This window comes from Chryseobacterium indoltheticum, from assembly GCF_003815915.1.
Taxonomy (GTDB): Bacteria; Bacteroidota; Bacteroidia; order Flavobacteriales; family Weeksellaceae; genus Chryseobacterium; species Chryseobacterium indoltheticum.
This window is the reverse complement of record NZ_CP033929.1, coordinates 998,426-1,019,840: the sequence shown is the minus strand read 5'-3', so window position 1 is coordinate 1,019,840 and position 21,415 is coordinate 998,426. Positions and strand designations below refer to the sequence as shown.

Below are 21,415 nucleotides of genomic sequence, written 5' to 3'. Positions count from 1 at the left end.
ACTGCATTAGTTTTTAGCATCTAGCATATCCGTTTTTCGAATATACTGATGAAGATCAGCGAAAGGAAATAATTCCATCAAGACTTCTTTCTCTGCATTCTCTACATTTTGTGCAGATGCTTCCATGATTTGACCGTGATTAATAATGCTTATACAATCCGGAGCCCCAATAGGACAAGTTGCTTTACTATCTTCTAATAATGCTTTGCCGCTGTTATCCTGCAGAGTGATCTTTTCGTAGAAGCCGCTCCATTTCGTCACTACAACCTGACAAGGAGCATTATTGAGTTTTGCACAGCTTCCAAATAAATTTTTCTCAAACGTTTTACCAATATCCATATGGGTAGCCAGCAATTTCTGGCTCCCATCTTTGTCGTTAATATAGCGCTTGCTTTGCGTCAATACCGTTAGCTTATCGGGTGCAGACCCAAACTTACAGCTACAAATAGCGCCTTGGCAAACAAGATGTTTTTCACTCATAATCTGCGATTTTTGATTGACTCATCAGTTGAGTTTTTCTAATTCATAAAGTTGAAAATCAACATTATGTTTTTTGTCATTTTCAAAATAAGAAATAAAACCAACTATAGAATATATTGCTTTTGTTTCTTTATCTAATTTGTAAAGCAAATCTAATTTTCCTTTTTCACGGTTTTGATTAAATATACTATCGTCTTCAACTCCGGTTATTTTTAATGCAATCTTATTGCCTCTCGTAAATTTTTTCTGCAGCCAAAATTGTATTTTATAATTGATCTGCTTTGCAATATCTGCATGATAAATCTGAACTAAACTTTCTTTCTTAAAGCCTCCATAAGTCTGATAAACAGGCAGAAAAAAAAGTTTATAAAACATATTTCTTTCCAAAAACTGTCGCTTTTTATTGAGATTACAAAAAGTATCATCAAACTGCTGAATAATTTTATCGGTCGTTTCAGACTGATAATAATCTTTTAGCTTAGGAAACGTTTCTTTTTTCCATCTTTCAGCAACCTCATCTGCGTTCACAATCTTACTTAATGCGCCATTTTTTTCTGTTAAAATCTGTAAAGGATATAAAGTATTATTGGCTTTTTCAAATAATTGTTCGATAGTCTGCTCAATTTTCTGGTTGTTTACATATGTCTTATCTTTTGTCAGGGTTAAAATATCCAGTGTTCGTTTTACCTTTATTTTGTAATGTATCTGAAGATCTTTGGGTGAAAATTTAATAACAACTCCATACTCTTTTTCCTCATTTTTGGTCGGTAATTCGAGCGTTGTACTTTTTAAGACCTTAATATCCTCCTCTTCATAATTTTTTGACGGCAGATAAACATGCTGTACATATTTTGATAAAATTAAACTCAATAACTCCTGTAATCCGCAGTGTTGATTATGAAATTGAATAACTTCCTGGGGAGTCATTTTATATTCTTTTGAAAACTCTTCCAGATTGAAGATGCCGTCGATTTTTACTTTAGCAAAATTTGTTTCACTGCTCATTGGTTATTGTTACTGAAATTTTGAATTTAAATTTTAATTACTTATATGACTCTTTAAATTTTTTTTCGCTTTTATAAATCCTTACACTATCTGCTTTAAAGGGCTGAGTATTTAGAAAAACTTCCAAACTGTTGTTATCGGGAGCGATTTTAATATTCATCTTAAAGTTTTTTTCATCATTTTCAAATTCTTCATTTGCTTTTTCCCAATTGATGAAAATGCGTCCTTCAAAAGCTTCATCTTTACCCGTTTCCCAAAAGAAATTGATTTCTCTTGGAATTGCTTTTTCTTTTACAGAAGGGTTTATCACAGTCGGTCGCAAGAGAATATCTCTTTCACCGTTATAATAATCTGTATTTATTGAAAACAATTTAAAGTTATTGTTTTCTGAACTTATCTGAGGTGCCCAGTTGTATTTTTTTCTATACTTTATCCATTTTTCAGGTGACTCATCAGGAAGATAATTTTCCTTCGCCAACTGTTCAAATAAATTGGCATCAACTCTGTATGTTTTCTGATATTTTTCTTTTAATCTCTTAATCTCAGACTCATTGTTGATTTTTTCTGCCTGATATTGACCTAATTCAATTTGCGTCGGTCCAAATCCTAGCCAGACTACAACCATCCCTTTTGGCGCAAAACCAAAAATAAGATCAGACATCCCATAATAAGATTTGGAAAACGCATTATACTTTTTGCGGTAGTCAGGTTCATTATGAATATTAATAAACTCTTTCATCGGCTCATTAGATGACTCAGATTCATCTACAGCGTACGCTCTCTGAACAAACTCTTTTACCTTATCTCTAGGAAAACTTGCTTTTAAATGATAAAATACCCCTTCACTTTCAGCATAATACTTTATATCTGCTCCAATTGGAGTTCCACTCTGTTCGGTAAATCCCTTTCCTGAGTTCCCCCAACTTCCTGAAGAGCTTCCATAAGGCAAATGCGCAGCAACACCTTCTAATGTTATTAAAGAATCTTCTACCGGTGTAATCAAATGTTTATTATCCGTATGCGAAATTTGTACGTTGTATGATGGAACTGTAGATTCTTTTTCCATTTTTTGGCAACTGATATTTTGCAACAGCAAAAAAACACAAACAATAAAATATGCTTTTTTCAAACTTAATTACTTATAAAATTCTTTATAAATTCTTTTATTTCGCAAAGGTTGAGAATTTGGCATTTTTAGTGAGATAAGGATGTTTCTAATTATAATCATTATAAGAATCTTTATATTCACTTTCTGTCTTGAATACTCTTGTACTGTCAGCTTTCAAAGGTTGATCGTTCAAAAACATTTCAAAACTATTATTATCGGGAGCTATCTTAAATTCTAACTTTGCATTATTTCCTGCTTTTTTAAATGCCTCATTGGTCTTTTCCCAACTGAAATAAGCTCTCCCAACAAATTGCTGATCTTTTCCCGTTTCCCAAACGAAGCTAATTTCTTTCGGAATCGCTCTTTCTTTTACCGGAATATTATTAATCCAAGGGCGAAGCATAATTTCTAACTCGGCATTATAATAGTGAAAATTCATTTCAAATAATCGAAGGGCTTTATTTTCACCGGTAATTACAGGCTTGTAAGCATATCTTATCCGATAATTGTCCCATTCATTTGGAGAAATATCTAAAAACCTATTCTTTCTCATTTCTTCACGTGAAATAGATAGTTTTGAAAATAATTTTTTCTCCAATTCTTTATCGTCTTTAATAACTTCGGATTGATAACGACCCAATTCTATCCGAACAGCCGCGCCATAACGCAACCACACGACAACCATCCCTTTGGGTGCAAAACCAAAAACCAGATTAGAAAAACTATTATAAGAATTATAATTTGCACTAAAACGTTCATTTCTACCCAATCGCTTGTATTCTTCTAATGGGGCTTTATCCTCAGTTGTTCCTCCACTTTGGGCATAGGCTCTTTCCATGTAATCTTTGATCTTCTCTTCGGGAAAGTCAACTTTCAAACGATAAAAAGTATCTTCATATCTTGAAAAGTAGATGATATCTGCTCCGATGGGAGTACCGTATTGCTCAGTCCAACCAGATCCAGAATATCCCCATTCGCCAGAACTGCTACCGTAAGGCAATGCCGCACCATTACCTTCTAAAGTAAAAATTTTATCCTGTATAGGGGTTACATCTAACTTATTATAAGGATGTGATATTTCCACTTGAAATTCAGGCAGTTTTTTTTGTTTCATATCTTGGCAACTTAGGTTTTGGGTTACGAATAAAAAATAGATTATTATTTTGATTAGGGATTTATCCATCTTGTATATTTCTTTTTCTGTATTTGGCTTCCAGTGCACCTTCTTTTTTAGGTGCATTGTTATTAGGATTTGGACTTAATCCAATTTGATTTGCTTTTACCGACCAATGAAGGTATTTATTTCTTAAAGTTTTTAAATCATCTACATTTCCTACTTTGCTTATATATGATAATGATTTTATGTCTTTTATATATTTAGTTGCGGATGGTTTTTTTCCCTCATTATACTCTTTTACATATTGGTTTCTGATTTCGTTACACTGGTTTGTATAACCTAATAACTGATTATATATTGGGTTCAGAAAAGGATCATTAATTTTATGATCTTCAGTAATTCTATCTTCAATATACTCTAATCCAAATTGTTTTGAATAATGAAACATCAGGTTTAAAGGTATTTTGTCATAAGAATTAGAGAGTGTTCTGGTACCTACCAACCCATAATATTGACTTCCTTTATTCCACCAGCGATCATACTTCACATCTTTTTGATAGAAATATTTAATTTTTAGTTGGTCTTCAGTATACCATCCTTCTTCAATTACGATCTTTTTAAATTCCTCACATTCTTTATGGGTTGTTTGGTCGTACGGATCAAAGCGATTGCAATATAACACAGAAATTTCTTCTCCGTTTCCGTAAGATCCCCCAATATCGGAATGAACACCCGGAAGGGTAAACTCCAGCCCATTAATTCCTGTGCTGTTAATATTGGTTAAATCAAAATTATCTCTATATTCGTCATCAGCAGCGATTTGAAGAACAAAATCTACTTTGTTGTTTCCAATAGTATTTAAACCTAATTGCTTGGTGTCATTGTCAATTCCCATACCTCCGCGATGATTAAGACCGTAAGAGGCAACAGTATCATACAAACCCGCAAATCTGAATTTAATTTTATTGATTTTTAATTCCTTTCCCACAAGACAGGCACCGAAATACCCGTACTGATTAATAAATTTAAGCTTAGAACCATCTTTATCTTTGATGATAAATGTTCCTTCTGCACCAATATACTCGGGAGGGAAGATCTGCAAAATTGTTTTTCCACCAGAATAACTCATTAGCGGTGGCTTGGTGACTAGATGAACAAAATGCCTTGCGGCGGCAGCTCCTCTGCTAAAACCAAAAACAGTAACAGTAAGAGTGTCAATAATTTTACTTTTATCTGTAATTTTAGTGGCAACTGCTTCGGCTCCTTTTATACAGCCTTTCGTTACTTTACCTTTAATACCGGTTTCGCCTGTTCCTTGTATTACACCTTTTACAATACTATCACTTTCTTTATCTTCTGTCCCAATACCTTCAATATACCAACGAACCTGGTTTACAGCGCTGGGATTTAAGGCATCGAAACCTCTTGCTACATTGGTATATTCATTATTATAACTATCATCTTTGTCACTGCTTGCTTCATCGAAATCTCCACCTAATTCTGTATTGGTTTTATTGTTCTGAGTTCCGTCAAAAAACAAATTCAGACTTATATCAATCGTATTAATGGGTTTATCATTAGGATTTACTTGGCTGGGATTATTATAACTAACTCCTGTATCAGTTCCGTTTTGTAAAACGTTTTTTATCCCATTGTGAGCAATATTGCCTTTCGAGAAAGCCAATTGATCGCCTTCTGTTTGAGAACTTACTTTACCTTCAACAAAATATTCAATACTCATGACTAATAGTTTTTAGACTTTTCGCCACTGTTATTTTTAACTTCCTTTTCTGCGTGATGCTCAACGTTCCCTTTACTGCTCACTTCAATTCCTTGCAAGCTGATAAGTTTATGTTCTTTCTCTCCGAAAGTTTCCATATCACCCTTTACATAATGCGTTAGTTTACCTGTAACGTTGGTGAAAAAGCTTCCTAAGACTCCTACGTTTTTCATGGCTCCAACAGACTCAGAAAAATTCATTGTCACATTTTCCGTTTTATTCATTCCTACTGTATTCGATTGATTGGCTCCAACAGTAGTTGTCATATTTTGTCCCACAGAAATATTCATATTTCCACCGGCATTAAAATTCATATCATTAGGTGCAGTTACCGTAATATTTCCTTTTCCATCCATAAAATAAGTATTACCACTCGGATCTAAAATGGTCACACTTTTTTCATCATCATTCATCAGCACTTTAATTCCACTTTTGGTTTGGATGGATCGCATGTGATTATTAATTCCACCGCCTAATCCAATTCCCCCATGAAACATTCCGCCCATAACAAAAGGTCGGTCGGGATGATTGTGTACAAAATTCACCATCACCTGATCACCGACTTCCGGTATGGCAACATATCCTCTGTTTTGGGTGATTTGGTCAGTTCCTCCTGCATCGGGACTCATCATTCTTATAAAATGAGTTGTGTCATTCGTCTGCCAGTCAAATCTTACCTGAACTCTTCCCTGTCCTTCCGGATCGGTGTTTGAAATTACAGTTGCAATTTGGGGTTCTGCTTTTGGAATGGTAAATTCAGGTTTGGGTAAAAACCCGGTGTCAGATGCAATTCCCTGAAAACTTCCGGTGTAATGACCGATGGTATCTATCTCATGCGTTGCTTCTGTAACCATGATTTTTGTGAAATAGGAGGTTTCATTCGTATCCGGTTTCCTCATTTCGATATCGACACTGCATCCCGGATGTAAAAAAGGAACCGTCGTAGAGCCTGAAACACTGAAGACATTCACGCCCTCACTTCCTGATGTGCTTTTTTGGGAGTATTCAACATCCAAATGGGTGGTTGCTTTTATCGGAGCAACCCGTAATGAAGGTGTTTTATAAATAGTATCGTTGTGCTGATACGCTGTTTTTGCCAAATCTCCAACATGCTGAATCGGAGTAGAACCTGATATCAGTTTTTCATTTTTATTGCTGTTGTAACCGTAGAATTGTGGTTTTGTATGAACCGCTTTCAATTCGACTTTTATGTCGTTGGCGCTGCTTCCGTAGGTTAATTTGATGGGTTGGTTTTGTGGAGGAAGTTTTCCAAAGTGGAGAACTTCTCCGTCATAATAAAACTGTTCACCATACGCTTCTGCCATTCTCGCCAGATAATTATAATGGGTTTCATCATACTGACTGCTGTAAATGATTTGAGAATAATCATTTGTATCGATTCTGATATCAAAACGGCTTTTATCTAAACCCTGCCTAATCACTTCTTCAGCAATAATTCCCATATTGACAGCCTGATTTCCGCCAAAACTCTGAATATGCGGTGCCCCATCCAGTAAAATAGTCGGACTGTAACCCGATAAAATAATATTTCCCAAGCTCATTTTCTCCTGACTGAAACCTACGCCGGTAATTACACCGACAAAAGTACGTTCCGGACTGTTTTCAATGTCTTTATAAGAAATAACGGCCGTTAATCTTTTGCCTAAAAACTTATTGGCTTCTTCTAAGGTATGCGTTTGGCGGTCGCCTAAAGTATCGTGAGCTAATGTCAGCGTAAATTCGTGGTGCTTCTGAGAACTTTGGGTAAGCTTGAAATGCTTGTAATATTTGATCACCTTACCTTCAATGACCAAAGATAATTTTACCAAGCGGTTGATCCCGGTATGGTGATTCTCTGAGACCCCTGCAGCATTCTGTGATGGGCGAAAAGCGGAACCTCCAGATGTGTCAAAGTTTTTCATATCTGCGTAATTTTGGTGTATAGAGCATAAATTTATAAAATATTATTCATCTCAGGATGATAAATTTTTATAAATTTTTCTTAACTGATTAATGACATTTCAAATTAGACCTTCTCATATCTCGGCTGAGCTATTCTTTTGAAAAGAGGAAGGACAAAAAAGACCGTCTTGCGACAGTCTTTTTATATATTGTAAACTCTGTAGGTTTTAGCTTGTTGGCCAAATTCCTTCGTACGCAGAGTTTCCGTAGTTGATTTTCTCAGCACTTACAACAAAGCTGATCAACATTGAGTTTTCGTCTACTGCGTCGAAGTCTACCTCATGCTGAATTACATAACCGTTTTCCCAGTTTAAAGTAATTAGAGTTCCTTCTTCGTGAGATTTGTTGAATGTAATTTCACCAGTTGTCGGCTTGTACTTTCCGTTTAACAGTGACTCAAGGATGTCAGATTTTTCTGTTGCCTCGATCGTTAATTTGATAAGCGCATTAGAAGGGTCTGATGCTACTCTACCTGAAACGTCTGTAGATCTTGAAACGCTGTAGTTCAGCTTTAATAATTTTTGACCTTCGCTGCCGTTGAATTTTAAGATTCCTCTTGAATTTGCTGCCATGATAAGTAAATTTTAATCGTTAGTATTTTTTGTGATTTCTATAACCCAAAGATAGATACACCAACAATATCTTTAAAACATTTGTACATCTTTTTGAAAATTTGTAGTAATTCTACGATTTGATGTCGTAAAACTACGATACCGTATAAGAGTTTTAGTAAAACAGATTGTCTACGTAATATTTAATCAAAAATGAAAAATTATAGCTTGCACGCTATTGGTATGCATAATTTGATTAAATTTACCACCATTCCATAAAGGAATATGATGGAAGATTTAACGTTAGTCCAGAATACCTATGACAAAGAAAAATGCCACTATTTATGATATTTCAAAGAAGCTAAACGTAAGTGTGGCAACGGTTTCCAGAGCATTGAACGATAATCCGAGAATCAGTCAGGCAACGAAAGATCTGGTGATTAAAACGGCAAAGGAAATGAACTATAAGCAGAATAACCTTGCCAAAGCCTTAAAAAGCGGGGAAACCAAAAACGTAGGAATCATCGTTCCATACATCAATACCAACTTTTTCTCGTCTGTCATCCGTGGAATTGAAGAAGAACTTTCTCTTCACGGATATCATGTAATTATCTGCCAAAGTCATGAAGATGTTTTAACGGAAAAAAAGCACCTCAACACTTTATTGAATGCTCAGGTGGACGGAATTTTCATGTCTGTTTCCCGTACTACAATTGATACGGAACATATTCAGCATATTTTAAATACAACCAATACGCCCATCATATTTTTCGACAGAAAAAAAGACATTCCCGGAATCAGTACCGTTACGATTGATGACTACAAGGGTGGCTACATGGCCACTGAACATCTTATTGCGGAGGGCTACAAAAACATCTGTCATTTTGCAGGAGATCTCAATCTTGAGATTTATCAGAACCGTCTGAATGGCTATAAACAAGCTTTGATTGATCACAAATTTCAGGTAAAAGAAGAAAATATCATCTCTACCGGAAGTTCGATTGATGCCGGAATTGAGGCCATCAAAACTTTATGGGACAGCAAATCTATTCCCGATGCGATATTTTCTGCCAGTGATTTTGCGGCGTTAGGTGCTTGTCAGGAATTAAAAAAACGCAAGATTAAAATCCCTCAGGAAGTTGCGGTTATCGGCTTTTCAAACGAACCTTTTACCCAGTTTATGGAGCTTCCGATGAGCTCAATGGATCAGACGCCTTTGATTATGGGGAATATGGCGGGGCAGGTTTTTATAGATCACATTAAAGATAATTCTTCGGGTGTTTCTATTGAGAAGAAGGTTGTTTTAGCACCGCAGATCTGTGTAAGGAAGTCTTCAAAAAGGAAGTAAATTTTCTTTTGTCTTAAAACAAAAGAAACAAAAATTCAAGACTTGGAATTGAAAGACTAAAAATGAATTCTGTCTCTAAAAATTCTAAAACTTGCGCGAATTCATAATTGTTTCTTCGGTTCTTAATTCGTCTCGCGCTTCGAACAGAAGAATTTTCTTAACGTTCACAGAAATCATTTTCTTAACACTTTCATTTCCTATGTCGTTTTTACAGTTAATTAAACAACATCTTCGTCATCTCTCTATTTTGTATAATTGCAATGAATTCTTAGGGTATAATAAGATTGGATAGTAGTTTATTTTTTAAATTTCTTTTGTCTTAAAACAAAAGAAACAAAAGTTCAAGACTTGGAACTGAAAGACTAAAAATGAATTCTGTTCTCTAAAAATTCTAAAACTTGCGCGAATTCATAATTGTTTCTTCGGTTCTTAATTTGTCTCGCGTTTCGAACAGAAGAATTTTCTTAACGCTCACAGAAATTATTTTTCTTAACGCTTTCATTTCCTATGTCGTTTTTTTAAGCGCATAAAATATTTGTCAGCATTCCCTTTACAGACACTTTGTCATTCTGACGAAGGAAGAATCTCAGCTTTAATTTTACCTTGCTATTAAATCAAAAGTTCTACAAATTCAAACAATAGAAATAAACGAAATATTAAAAATTCCCCTCCTCTGGAGGGGTGGCGAAAATTCGAAAAGAATTTTTGACGGGGGTGGTTTGTTTTCACCAGTAGATGGAAAATTCTATTGTAAGTATTTTAACCACCCCATCTCTTACCTTTCGGAAAAATCCACCTCTCTGAGGGAAGGGAATTTCCCGGTGAATAAAATTGGTGTTATTTCAGGCATTCAAAATTTTTCTTTTCGTTTTATTTTTTTTCCTACCTTAGTTATTCCTCAAAATAAAAACACACGATTTTATATACATAGTATTAACCTTTAAAATCAAAAATGATGGGATTAACAAATTTGAACTCCACGCATTTGAGCAGTGCAAAGATCACTGCCGCACAGGATGCCATCGCGGCATTGGAAACAGCTCTTGCTGAAATAACAGTCAATCTTTCACCTGAAGACCGCAGGCGTTACGGAAGCATCAATGAACAAAACAAACTGTTTGTAAACAAAGTCTACGACTACAATCAGAGCCAGTCTAACCTGAGTTCTCCCGAAGTAGATTGGGACGAATTCAACAAAGATCACAGCTCCCGAAATAATATGGAGGGAATGATCAGCAGACTTGAAAGCCTGATTACGAGACTGAATAATGCAAAAACGCTATATGACTACGACAATTATCAGTCGGCATTGGTTGATTATTCATACACCACTTACAAAGCAGGTACAGCATCATCGGGATTTGAAGACAAGTACAAAGACCTGAAACAGTTCTTTGTGAAAAATTCAGTCTCTACAGCCCCAACCGAGGAGAAAAAGTAAAACAACGATAACTAACTACCCCTTCAATTATACGGAGGGGTATTTTTATGCTTTCAATTCGTTTTTAAATGGGTTCGATACGTTGTTAAATACTCCGGAGACGTTCTATACTTCTTCCGATACGTCTCGGATAGCTTTGGATACGTCTTTCAGCCATCAGGAGACGTTATTTGATGGTAGGAAGAGGTTGTTGACTCCTCGGGATACGTTGTAGATAAGTCGGGAAGGGTCTTTTACCTATCCGCACATATATTTTACCTGTCGGGATAGGTTATATACCGTGTATGAATGTATTGGGAACCCTATCGGAGGCACCGGTAACCCCGCCGGACTTCTAATGAACGTATCGGGATAGGTTGTAGAACGTATCGGAACCTTTACAGAACGTATCGGGATTTATTCGGAACGTGGCGGGATAGGTTTTGGACGTGTCTGTTAGGGTTGGGGACATGGAGGGATGGGTTTTTGTTTTCGTGGAATGCGTATAGGAATTGTTGTATTGCTTGTAGGCTGTTTTAACCACCCCGTCTTTTTTCTACGAAAAAATCCACCCCTCCAAGGGAGGGGAATTGTATGAGGCATAAACTTGGAAGGGTTATCCACATTTAGAAAAATGAATCTCAAATTTTTAACAAACGACTACACCTGAAAAATTCCCCTCCTCCGGAGGGGTGGCGAAAATTCGAAAGAATTTTTGACGGGGTGGTTTGTTTTCGCAGAATTGTAGAAATTGATTTATTTGTAAGAATTAAAATTTGCTGTTCATTTTTTATTTAATTATTTTTAAGGAATTATAGTTTGGATTGACGCATTGCGTAAAGCCAGATATTACATGTAATATTTTAACACTATTTCAATGAGTTTAGAAGATTCGAATTTCCCTAAAATAAGTACTTCAAGAATAACTGGTCGTAAAGGAATTACTATTTTAAAAGATATAATTGAAAACAAATTAAATTGGCTATTTAGAGAAACTCATCTTGAAGATGATTTTGGAATTGATGGACATATAGATATTATTACCGATGAAGGAAAGGTTACGGGAAAATCTATTGCTTTTCAATTAAAAACTGGAGTAAGCTTTTTTAGCGAAAAGAACGAAATCGGTTACATTTTTAGAGGTGATAATAAGCATTTAAATTACTATTTAAATTATTCATTACCAATAATAATTATTTTGATAGACCCATTATCAAAAATAATTGTATGGGATTTGTTTGATTCTACTAAAACAGATAGAGCAAAAAGCTCTTGGAAGATGACTATTCCCGAAAACAAAATATTAGATGAAAAAGCAAAAGAATTATTGTTGAGTTACATTGGACCAATTACTGATTACTCATCACAGCTTGAAGAAGAATGGCGAATTAATGATTTATTAAAAAAACATAATAGAATTCTTTTTCAAGTGCCAAAAAGTGAAGTTCTAGAAAAAAGATATCAATTTGTACTAGATGGTTTAGAAAGAATTCAAGCTACACCAGAATTACTTATTCATACAAAAAATCGAGTTGATATAAGTATAGATGATTATGAATCGGATAGCCGTGAATTATTTGAAATTCCAGAAGTCAAGGCATGGATAAAGGAACTTTATAGTTTGTCAAATTGTTGGCCATATTTAATGGCCATGGATAATTTGGGAGGATTTATGAACACAGCTTTTTTTTGTCATCTTGATAAAATTGATAAAAACATAGCTGAAAATAATCAGTTTTCTGTGGAATTTGATATAAAGGAAGCTTGGCAATTCGTAGAATTTAATTGGCATAAATTGAACCAATTTAGCGAAGACAATAATATTTCCGAAAAAACGAATAGAGAAATTTCCAACATGCTTGTTCACTATTTTATTAGTAATGAAATTGAATTAGATTGAATTAGATTGCTAAACAAATACAATTTACAGCACTGTCTTGGTAATCCTCAATATCAATACAAAAAAGAAAATGCTCCCTACACGATGTAGAAAGCATTTTCAACCCTAATATTTAATATAATTAACCCATTACAGAGAGACTCCTCGTCTCCATGGAATGAAATCATTCTGATTAAGAACGTCCGCTTTGGTTTTTACTTCGCCGCTGGCTACGTTGATGATGAGTTCCAGAAGTTCGTCTGCCGCTTCGGGAATTGTTTTTTCTCCGCTGATTACGGTACCTGCATTAAAATCAATAATGTCTGACATTTTTTCTGCCAAAACCGTATTCGACGAAATCTTCACAACAGGCGTAATAGGATTTCCCATCGGAGTTCCAAGACCTGTAGTGAAAAGAACTACGGTTGCACCTGAACCTACTAAAGCCGTTGTACATTCGGCATCATTTCCGGGAGTACACAATAAATTCAGACCTGGTTTTGTGGCGTATTCTGTAAAATCAAGAACTTCCACAATTGGGGCAGCTCCACCTTTTTTGGATGCTCCTGCAGATTTCATGGCATCGGTAATTAAACCATCCTTGATATTTCCGGGAGACGGATTCATATCAAATCCTGATCCTGCCGCAACCACAGAAGCTTCAAAATCTTTCATCAGTTTCAGGAACTTTACACCGTCTTCATCGTTGATGCAACGATTGACCAGCTCCTGCTCTACTCCACATAATTCCGGGAATTCGGCCAGCATGGTTGTTCCGCCCACTGCCGCCATAATATCTGAGACCTCCCCTAAAACAGGGTTCGCAGAAATTCCTGAGAAACCGTCTGAGCCACCACATTCCAAACCAATGTTCAGTTTAGTGATCGAGGCTGGTTTTCTTTCTATTTCGTTGGCTTTTTTAATGCCTTCATAAGAATCTTTGATAACGCCGGTCAGCATTTCATCGATGGTACCCGATTTTTGCTGCTCGTAAACGACAATCGGTTTTTTATTATTTGGAGCCAATGCATGCAGTGAATCCATGAAAATCTGCACCTGAAGATTCTGACAACCTAAACTGAGAACCGTAGCTCCTGCAACATTTGGATTGTTGACATAACCTGCGAACAATCTTCCCAATGCTTCAGCATCCTGACGAATTCCGCCACAACCACCTTGATGTGTGATGAATCTTACGTCGATATTTTTAAATATTCTTGTATCCTCTTCTTTTTCTTCCTCAACAATATCAGTCGTTCCACCATTTAATAATGACCGTAACAATAATTGATGTTTGCTGGCTTTGTCATGAAGTAATTCTTTTTCAAAAATATCTTTTAGTGTTTCAATATTTTTGTTTTCGCAGAATACCAATGGGAAAAATAACCAAACGTTTTCTGTTCCTACTTGTCCGTCTTCACGGTGATATCCGTTGAAAGTACGGTCTTTCCATTTGTCTACATTGGGTGGAGTCCAGCCCAAAGTTTCGGTTTTCCCGACTACTTTTGCACTTTGGTGTTTTACATTTTCGGTAGTAATGACTTCGCCTTGTTTGATGGATTGATTGGCTTTTCCAACGATTACGCCATACATCAAGATATGGTCACCATCCTCAAAATCTACGGCAGCGAATTTATGTTTTGCTTTAATATCTTTAAGAATCGTATAATCTGTACCGTCTAAGTGCACCGATTCTCCGGCAGGCAAATCCATCAACGCTACAATAACGTTGTCTTTGGGATTTACTTTCAGTACTTTCTTTTGCATGATTTTAAGAATAAAATTGAATGAAATTTTTGTAAGCAGTTTCCATATCATTGTGGTCGATTTCGTACAATGCTTTTGCTACTGCGGCTTTCAGGCCTTCAACCTGTGTCAGGTCTGTATCCCAAAACAGTTTTTCGCTTAATGCCTGTTCTGAAACTATTTCGTAATCTTCGTTTTTCCAGATTTCTTTGAATCTGTTTACGATCGCTTCTTCATCATTCAAAGGAAGAGATTTTTCACCAAAACTTCCCTGATAGAATCTGATTAAACTTGCCAGAGAGAACGTCAGGTTCAACGGAAGTTTATTATTTCTTTCAACATACGTCAACAAACTCGGAACGACTCTTACTTTAAATTTAGAAACAAAATATAAAGCAATACTCGCCAAATGGTGTTTGATGAAAGGATTTCTAAATCTGTCAAATACTTCTTCTGAAAAATCTTTTAATTCAGCTTCGTCTAAACCTAAAGTTTGATTGACTTCATTAAAAATCGAATCACTTAAAAAAGTTCCGATAAACTGGTCGTCGATAGCTTCTTTTACGATTTCTTTTCCTGCTAAAATTGCCGGAGCCAACATCAAAGTATGTCCGCCATTCAGAATTCTTACTTTTCTCAAACGGTATGGCTGAATATCATCCACCACCAAAATCTGTTCGTTGATCTGATCGAAAGGAATTCTCTGTTTTAAATCTTCACCTCCCTGAATCACCCACAAAAGGAATGTTTCAGAAACCACCATCATCGGATCTTCATAATCCAATTGGTCTTCGTACGTCGCAGCATCATCTTTCGGGTAACCCGGAACGATTCTGTCGACCAAAGTATTGTGGAAGTGATTGCTGTTTTCAACCCATTCTGCAAAACCCTGTTCTAAATTCCAAAGTTGGGCATATTTTAAAATAATACCTTTTAAAACAATCGCATTTTCTTCGATCAGTTCGCAAGGAATAATTCTTAAACCTTTATTTGTCGCACCATTGAAATGCTTATATCTTTCGTAAAGTAAAACCGCTACTTTCGCTGGGAAATTTTTGTGCGGACCTTCATAGGTATTTTCTGTTTCGTCGTAAGCGATTCCGGTTTCGGTTGTATTTGAAAAGACAAATTCAAGTTCTTCTTCTCTTGCCAAATCCAAAAAGCTGTTGTAATCTGTATAAGGATTAATCGACTTCTGAATAGCCGAAATCACGCATTTTTCATCGATGATTTCTCCTTTTTTAATTCCTCTGGAAAATAAAGTATATAAATTCCCCTGCTCTTCAAGCTTGTGAACCGAACCGTTTGGAGTAGGCTGAATGTTGACAATTCCTGCGTTGAAATCTGCTTCTTTATTTAATTTATCAATCACATAATCTGTAAATCCACGCATGAAGTTTCCTCCACCGAACTGTACAATTTTGATTGGTAATTTTGTATCTATACCGCTGTTTTGACGGTTTAATTTCTGTTTTGTCTGATTTTCCATTTTTCTAATTTGAATTAAATTGTGTTTTTAATTCTGCTAAATCTTAATGCTTTTTTAAACGCAAAGTCCGCAAAGTTATATTTGGACTATTAAGAGTCTGCTTAAAATTTCATCAAAATTAATTTCCCCCGACCCTAAAGGGAGCTAATTTTGATGAAATTTTCAAGGCATTTTTCTTTACCCCGACCCTAAAGGGTGAAAAAATGCCTTGAAAATTTTATTTACTAATCACTTTATATTTCGGAACCAATGTTTTCATAACTGTCCATGCGATCAGGTAAGCGACTGCACAAACTGAGAAAATGATCATGTATCCTTTATCAATTCCGTCAGATACTACTGCGCCTGACTTTTCCAATTGCTCAAAGAATCCATCCGGCAAACGGTCATTAACGTATTGGGGATATTTTTCTAACAAAGGAACTCCGTTTACGGTTGACCAAGCTTTGTGCGCATGATCGAATAATAATCCTGAAGATTTATTAATGATAAACGATCCGATTCCGCCTGCCATTCCGCCAATTCCTGTGATGGTTGCAATGGCTTTTTTAGGGAACATATCGCCTACTGTGGAAAAAATATTTGCTGACCAAGCCTGATGTGCTGCTCCTGCGATACCGATAATTAAAACCGGAATCCAATAAGTTGCTTTTCCTAAAGGTTGTGCTAAAAGTGCTAACAGTGGGAAAAATGCGAAAATTAACATTGCTTTCATTCTTCCTGAATAGGCATTCATTCCTTTCTTTTCAACAAAATATTTTGGAAGCCATCCTCCGATGATGGATAGTAAAGTAATCATGTATAGTACGAATAAAGGCAATGCACTTTCTGTGGAATCCATTCCGTATACTGAACTTAAATACGCCGGAGTCCAGAATAAAAAGAACCACCAAACACCGTCTGTCATGAACTTTCCGAACGCAAAAGCCCAAGTCTGTCTGTAGCTGAAACATTCTTTAAACGTAAATACTTTTTCCGGAACTGAGGTATCTTCATTCGGAAGATCATCCTGATCCTGATTGATATACGTTAATTCGTGCTCGTTAACTCTCTTATGTAAATGTGGCTTTTTGTAAACGAATACCCAAAGTCCCATCCATACAAATCCTAAAGCACCAATGATGATAAATGCCCATTCCCAACCCATTGATTTTGCAATAAATGGAATTGTTAGCGGTGCTGCCAAAGCTCCAACTGTTGCTCCTGCGTTCCAGATACTTGTAGAAAATGCTCTGTCTTTTTTAGGAAAATATTCTGCTGTGGTTTTGATCGCTGCAGGGAAATTTCCTGCTTCACCAATCGCCAAAACGAAACGTGCAAAAATGAATAACGTTACACTTGTACTGATAATTGCACCAGTATTAGAAACTGTTCCGATCAATTCTTTAGAACCGTGAAAACCAGCCGTCCAAGTCCCGGTAAGAATTCCTGAAGTTGCAATTCCGCAGAATGCGTGCAACACTGCACCGATCGACCAAACTCCGATTGCCCAAAGGAAACCTTTTTTGGTATCCATCCAGTCCACGAACTTTCCTGCGAAAAGCATTCCTACTGCATAAAATATAGAAAATAATGCGGTGATGTTTCCGTAATCGTTGTTATTCCAGTGAAATTCCGGTGCGATAAAATCTTTCCACGTCAATGATAAAACCTGACGATCTAAATAATTGATTGTGGTCGCAAGAAATAACAGTAAACATATTGTCCACCTATATTGTGTCGGCTTAAGAGATTTAACTGAACTCATAGTCAATTTATTTATTTTAAAGTCTGAATGATATCCAGCACTTTTTTGGTTTCATTTTCTATCGTTGCATAGTCTTTCGCAAGCATCAATTCTTTGCTTACCAGCTTGCTTCCCATTCCTACTGCGGAAACACCTGCTTTGAACCAGCTGTCAATACTTTCTTTTGTAGTATCAACACCTCCAGTCGGCATAAATTTCAGATTCGGGAAAACATCTTTGATGGCACTCATAAATCCTGGTCCCAAAGCATTCCCTGGGAATAATTTAATGAAAGTTACACCAGCAGTTTCAGCTGCAATGATTTCGGTCGGAGTCATACAACCCGGACTGTACAACAAATCTTTAGGAATTAAAAATGCAGCAACTTCCGCCACAAAACCCGGACTGATAAAGAAATCAGCACCTGCTTTGTAATATTCTTCGGCTTGTTTTACATTTTTGATCGTTCCGATTCCGAGAAGCATTTCAGGCATTTCGGCATTACGAACTTCTACCATTTTTGTGAAATTACTCAACGCAGCTTCTCCACGGCTGGTGTATTCTACCGCACGGATTCCTGCTTTGTAAAGTGATCTCAATATTTCTAAAGTTACCGTTTCATCAGCATTGTAATACAGAGGCAAAGCTCCCTGATTGATGATGGTGTTTGTAACCAATTGAATTTTTGTCATTTTGTTTTAATTATTTTGTTAAAATAATCTTTGATGGCGTTTTATCCATCCTTTGGTATGCTGTCCTGCTAGGGACTTACTAAAATTCCATTTTCTTCCTCCCTTTAGGGTCGGGGTTAAAGAAGAAAATTGAATTTTTATTGTTTAAATTTTATTTGATAGGATTTTATCCTATCCTTTGTTAAATCGTCCCGTTGGGACTTTCTATGCTATTTTTTGGAACATGAAGTTCACAAAGATTTTTATTGCTGACTGTTTTTTAGTTTCACAGAGCCGCTTCGCCTATAAAAGACCATTAAATTTTAAATATAATGACTGCTTATATTTTGAAAGCCTCTTGAGCCAATTGCCAAAAGCTAACAGCCAAAAGCAAAAAACTACCTTTTAATGCGTCCTCCTGAATTTCCGGCCATTACTTCGAGAATATCTTCTGCGCTACAGTAATTGATGTCGCCTAAAATGGTGTGTTTGATGGCACAGGCTGCGTTGGCAAAATTTAAAGCTTTCTCATCATCGAAATTTAGTAGTCCATAAATCAAACCTGCGGCAAAAGCATCTCCCGTTCCGATTCTGTCAACGACTTGGTCTATTTCTAAAAATTTTGTTTCAAAATAATTTCCGTTAATTAAAGCTCTTCCCTGCGTTTGCTGAGAACTTGCCGTAACGCCTATTCTTATTTTATCGAAGATTTTATGAATGGATGGACATTGTTTTTTTAATTCTTCACAAGCTTCTATGAAACCTTGCTGATCTGAAGAAAACTGAGTTCCCAGAATTTCATTAATCTCATTTACACCACCGATGAAAATGGTTGAGTAAGAAACCAGTTCTTTTAAAACTTCGTTTCCGTTTTTACCATATTTCCAAAGGTTGGAACGGTAAGCAGGATCGGTTGTCACTTCAATTCCCATTTCTCTGGCAGTCAATAAACCTTCTTTCAAAGTTTCGTAAGCACCTTCAGAGATTCCCGGGCTGATGCCTGTCCAGTGAAAATAGTCACAACCTTCCAAAGCTTTTTTCCAGTCGATCTGTTCGGGTTTGATGTTTGCAAAAGAACCATTTAGTCTGTTGTAAGCAATTCTGCTCGCACGAACCGATGAACCTACTTCAAGGAAATACAACCCTAAAGGATGTTCATTTTTATTAATGAAAGTCGTATCAATCCCGAAACTTTTAATGAAAGACAAGGCTGATTCTCCCACAAAATCGTCAGAAACATTGCTGATGTGCGTTACATCGCAACCCATTGTCGCCAATGAAGAAGCTACGTTGAGCTCAGTTCCGCCGAAAAAGAATTCCATTTCGTGGCTCTGTTTCATCGTTTTGTTTCCGGGAGGTGAAAGCCTCATGATTACTTCACCGAAAGTAAGTATTTTGCTAGCCATATTTTAAATACTCTTTTTAATATCTGCTGTTATTTAAACGCAAAGTGCGCTAAGATTTTCTTTTAAAACTTGATGTATATTTTTAAGTTCACAAAGGCGTTCTACTCACGCATGCTCACAAGGATTTTTCAAGTTGAGAAAAATTGCAGATATGTAAATTATTGTTTTTTTAAACCATTAAGATTTATAAGTTTTAAAGATTTTTTAAGTTGAGCTTCGCTTTAAGCAGCCTGTTTAATAAAATCTTAGATTTTAACTTAATAAAACTTAACCTTTTAATTTCCTTAATGGTTTAAAATTGAATTTATTTAATTCGAATTTAAAAATCGAAATAATTTTTAGCATTATGATAACAGATATCGGAAATGGTTTTCCCGATCAGTTCCATATCATCCGGCAATTCGCCGTTTTTCATTTCTTCACCGAAAAGATTACACAAAACTCTTCTGAAGTATTCGTGTCTCGGGTAAGATAAGAAACTTCTGGAATCTGTCAACATTCCAACGAAACAGCTGATTAATCCCATGTTTGAAAGGGCATTCATCTGCTTGATCATTCCGTCTTTCTGATCCAAAAACCACCAGCCCGAACCAAATTGCACCTTTCCTTTGATACTGCCGTCATTAAAATTCCCGATCATTGTTGCGAAAATTTCGTTGTCGGCAGGATTTAAGTTATATAGAATTGTTTTGGTCAGTTTGTCTTTTCCGTCTAAAGCATTTAGCAATTTAGACAAAGTTTCAGCCTGTACGAAGTCACCGATAGAATCCCATCCTGTATCAGGACCCAAGATTCTGTGCATTCTTTCGTTGTTGTTTCTCAAAGCTCCCAAATGAAACTGCTGAACCCATCCAAATTTGTGATATGTCTCGCCTAAGAAAAGTAAAATGGCAGTTTTAAACTGATTTACCTGCTTTTCAGCGATTACTTTTCCTGAAATTTTATCATTGAAGATCGCGCTCACTTCAGCTTCTGAAGCTTCTTCGAAGGAAATATTATTCAATCCATGGTCGCAGAGTCTGCATCCGTTTTCGTGGAAATATTCTACTCTTTTTAATAAAGCATCGCACAAAGTCTGGTAAGAATTGATCTCAATTCCAGCCGATTCTCCTAATTTAGAAATATAATCTGCGAAGTTGTGATTTTCAATTAAAATTGCTTTATCCGGACGGAAAGCTGTACTTACTTTAATGCTGAAATCGCTTTTCGCTAAATCCTGATGGTAATTTAAAACATCAATCGGATCTTCTGTCGTACACAAAGATTCTACGTTCATCATTTTCAGCAAACCTCTTGTCGACTTTTCAGGAGTCTGAAGCTGTGCCGTGATGTTGTCGTAAATATCTGATGCGTTTTTTTCGTTTAACAATTCATCAATTCCGAAATAACGCTTTAATTCTAAATGCGTCCAGTGGTACAAAGGATTTCTCAACGTGTAAGGAACCGTTTTTGCCCAGGCTTCAAATTTCTCTTTGTCAGAAGCGTCGCCCGTGATGAATTTTTCGTTCACTCCCATTGTGCGCATTGCACGCCATTTGTAATGATCGCCTGCAATCCAGACTTTAGAAATATTTTCGAAAACCGTATTTTCAGCGATATCTTTTGGAATCAAGTGATTGTGATAATCGATAATCGGCTGTTTTTCTGCGAAGTTGAAGTATAATTCTTCCGCGTATTTATTTTGTAATAAAAAATTATCTGTAATAAAAGATTTCATTCTAGTAAAA

The 21,415-nt window shown here is 36.1% G+C and carries 16 protein-coding genes; 3 read left to right on the top strand and 13 right to left on the bottom strand.

Annotated elements, in window-relative coordinates; genetic code table 11:
• Positions 1-6 precede the first annotated feature (6 nt).
• The 7 genes from EG358_RS04750 to tssD form a co-directional block, all read right to left on the bottom strand.
• Complete coding sequence (locus EG358_RS04750) at positions 7-480, bottom strand: DUF4280 domain-containing protein (RefSeq protein ID WP_076557910.1); 474 nt, start codon at positions 478-480, stop codon at positions 7-9.
• Between the two features lie 24 nt (positions 481-504).
• Positions 505-1,485 carry a hypothetical protein gene (locus EG358_RS04745; RefSeq protein WP_076557908.1) on the bottom strand — a complete coding sequence of 327 codons (981 nt, stop codon included), beginning with the start codon at positions 1,483-1,485 and terminating at the stop codon, positions 505-507.
• Positions 1,486-1,522: 37 nt separating this feature from the next.
• A complete protein-coding gene (locus EG358_RS04740; protein WP_083676973.1) occupies positions 1,523-2,551 on the bottom strand; it encodes a DUF2931 family protein in 1,029 nt (342 codons plus the stop codon).
• A 148-nt stretch (positions 2,552-2,699) separates the two neighbouring features.
• Entirely contained in the window at positions 2,700-3,707 is a 1,008-nt protein-coding gene (locus EG358_RS04735; RefSeq protein WP_228421261.1) for a DUF2931 family protein, read from the bottom strand.
• 61 nt (positions 3,708-3,768) lie between these two features.
• The gene (locus EG358_RS04730; protein WP_076557904.1) at positions 3,769-5,451 is read right to left on the bottom strand and encodes a T6SS phospholipase effector Tle1-like catalytic domain-containing protein; all 1,683 of its coding nucleotides are present in this window, start codon (positions 5,449-5,451) and stop codon (positions 3,769-3,771) included.
• 2 nt (positions 5,452-5,453) lie between these two features.
• Complete coding sequence (locus EG358_RS04725) at positions 5,454-7,412, bottom strand: type VI secretion system Vgr family protein (protein WP_076557902.1); 1,959 nt, start codon at positions 7,410-7,412, stop codon at positions 5,454-5,456.
• A 207-nt stretch (positions 7,413-7,619) separates the two neighbouring features.
• Positions 7,620-8,024: a type VI secretion system tube protein TssD gene (gene tssD / locus EG358_RS04720; RefSeq protein WP_076557900.1), complete on the bottom strand. Its 405-nt coding sequence runs from the start codon at positions 8,022-8,024 to the stop codon at positions 7,620-7,622.
• 298 nt (positions 8,025-8,322) lie between these two features.
• Here tssD and EG358_RS04715 point away from each other — a divergent pair, with 298 nt between their 5' ends.
• From EG358_RS04715 to EG358_RS04705, 3 genes are all read left to right on the top strand, one after another.
• Entirely contained in the window at positions 8,323-9,351 is a 1,029-nt protein-coding gene (locus tag EG358_RS04715) for a LacI family DNA-binding transcriptional regulator (protein WP_076557898.1), read from the top strand.
• Between the two features lie 955 nt (positions 9,352-10,306).
• The gene (locus EG358_RS04710; protein WP_076558037.1) at positions 10,307-10,792 is read left to right on the top strand and encodes a hypothetical protein; all 486 of its coding nucleotides are present in this window, start codon (positions 10,307-10,309) and stop codon (positions 10,790-10,792) included.
• 856 nt (positions 10,793-11,648) lie between these two features.
• Positions 11,649-12,671 carry a DUF4365 domain-containing protein gene (locus EG358_RS04705; RefSeq protein ID WP_076557896.1) on the top strand — a complete coding sequence of 341 codons (1,023 nt, stop codon included), beginning with the start codon at positions 11,649-11,651 and terminating at the stop codon, positions 12,669-12,671.
• A 129-nt stretch (positions 12,672-12,800) separates the two neighbouring features.
• On the opposite strand, the gene EG358_RS04700 is transcribed toward EG358_RS04705, so the two are convergent.
• From EG358_RS04700 to uxaC, 6 genes are all read right to left on the bottom strand, one after another.
• Positions 12,801-14,417, bottom strand: a complete 1,617-nt coding sequence (locus EG358_RS04700; RefSeq protein ID WP_076558035.1) for a UxaA family hydrolase — start codon at positions 14,415-14,417, stop codon at positions 12,801-12,803.
• 4 nt (positions 14,418-14,421) lie between these two features.
• On the bottom strand, positions 14,422-15,885 hold the full coding sequence (locus EG358_RS04695; protein WP_076557894.1) for a tagaturonate reductase: 1,464 nt from the start codon (positions 15,883-15,885) through the stop codon (positions 14,422-14,424).
• Between the two features lie 217 nt (positions 15,886-16,102).
• On the bottom strand, positions 16,103-17,632 hold the full coding sequence (locus EG358_RS04690; protein ID WP_076557892.1) for an MFS transporter: 1,530 nt from the start codon (positions 17,630-17,632) through the stop codon (positions 16,103-16,105).
• An 11-nt stretch (positions 17,633-17,643) separates the two neighbouring features.
• A complete protein-coding gene (locus tag EG358_RS04685; protein ID WP_076557891.1) occupies positions 17,644-18,303 on the bottom strand; it encodes a beta/alpha barrel domain-containing protein in 660 nt (219 codons plus the stop codon).
• A gap of 377 nt (positions 18,304-18,680) precedes the next feature.
• A complete protein-coding gene (locus EG358_RS04680; protein WP_076557889.1) occupies positions 18,681-19,688 on the bottom strand; it encodes a sugar kinase in 1,008 nt (335 codons plus the stop codon).
• 319 nt (positions 19,689-20,007) lie between these two features.
• The gene (gene uxaC, locus EG358_RS04675) at positions 20,008-21,405 is read right to left on the bottom strand and encodes a glucuronate isomerase (RefSeq protein WP_076557888.1); all 1,398 of its coding nucleotides are present in this window, start codon (positions 21,403-21,405) and stop codon (positions 20,008-20,010) included.
• Between the last annotated feature and the right edge of the window lie 10 nt (positions 21,406-21,415).

Bases quoted from the DNA above. Each gene is read 5' to 3' on its own strand.
- EG358_RS04750 (WP_076557910.1), bottom strand. From the start codon at position 480: ATGAGTGAAAAACATCTTGTTTGCCAAGGCGCTATTTGTAGCTGTAAG.
- EG358_RS04745 (WP_076557908.1), bottom strand. From the start codon at position 1,485: ATGAGCAGTGAAACAAATTTTGCTAAAGTAAAAATCGACGGCATCTTC.
- EG358_RS04740 (WP_083676973.1), bottom strand. From the start codon at position 2,551: ATGGAAAAAGAATCTACAGTTCCATCATACAACGTACAAATTTCGCAT.
- EG358_RS04735 (WP_228421261.1), bottom strand. From the start codon at position 3,707: ATGAAACAAAAAAAACTGCCTGAATTTCAAGTGGAAATATCACATCCT.
- EG358_RS04730 (WP_076557904.1), bottom strand. From the start codon at position 5,451: ATGAGTATTGAATATTTTGTTGAAGGTAAAGTAAGTTCTCAAACAGAA.
- EG358_RS04725 (WP_076557902.1), bottom strand. From the start codon at position 7,412: ATGAAAAACTTTGACACATCTGGAGGTTCCGCTTTTCGCCCATCACAG.
- tssD (WP_076557900.1), bottom strand. From the start codon at position 8,024: ATGGCAGCAAATTCAAGAGGAATCTTAAAATTCAACGGCAGCGAAGGT.
- EG358_RS04715 (WP_076557898.1), top strand. From the start codon at position 8,323: ATGACAAAGAAAAATGCCACTATTTATGATATTTCAAAGAAGCTAAAC.
- EG358_RS04710 (WP_076558037.1), top strand. From the start codon at position 10,307: ATGGGATTAACAAATTTGAACTCCACGCATTTGAGCAGTGCAAAGATC.
- EG358_RS04705 (WP_076557896.1), top strand. From the start codon at position 11,649: ATGAGTTTAGAAGATTCGAATTTCCCTAAAATAAGTACTTCAAGAATA.
- EG358_RS04700 (WP_076558035.1), bottom strand. From the start codon at position 14,417: ATGCAAAAGAAAGTACTGAAAGTAAATCCCAAAGACAACGTTATTGTA.
- EG358_RS04695 (WP_076557894.1), bottom strand. From the start codon at position 15,885: ATGGAAAATCAGACAAAACAGAAATTAAACCGTCAAAACAGCGGTATA.
- EG358_RS04690 (WP_076557892.1), bottom strand. From the start codon at position 17,632: ATGAGTTCAGTTAAATCTCTTAAGCCGACACAATATAGGTGGACAATA.
- EG358_RS04685 (WP_076557891.1), bottom strand. From the start codon at position 18,303: ATGACAAAAATTCAATTGGTTACAAACACCATCATCAATCAGGGAGCT.
- EG358_RS04680 (WP_076557889.1), bottom strand. From the start codon at position 19,688: ATGGCTAGCAAAATACTTACTTTCGGTGAAGTAATCATGAGGCTTTCA.
- uxaC (WP_076557888.1), bottom strand. From the start codon at position 21,405: ATGAAATCTTTTATTACAGATAATTTTTTATTACAAAATAAATACGCG.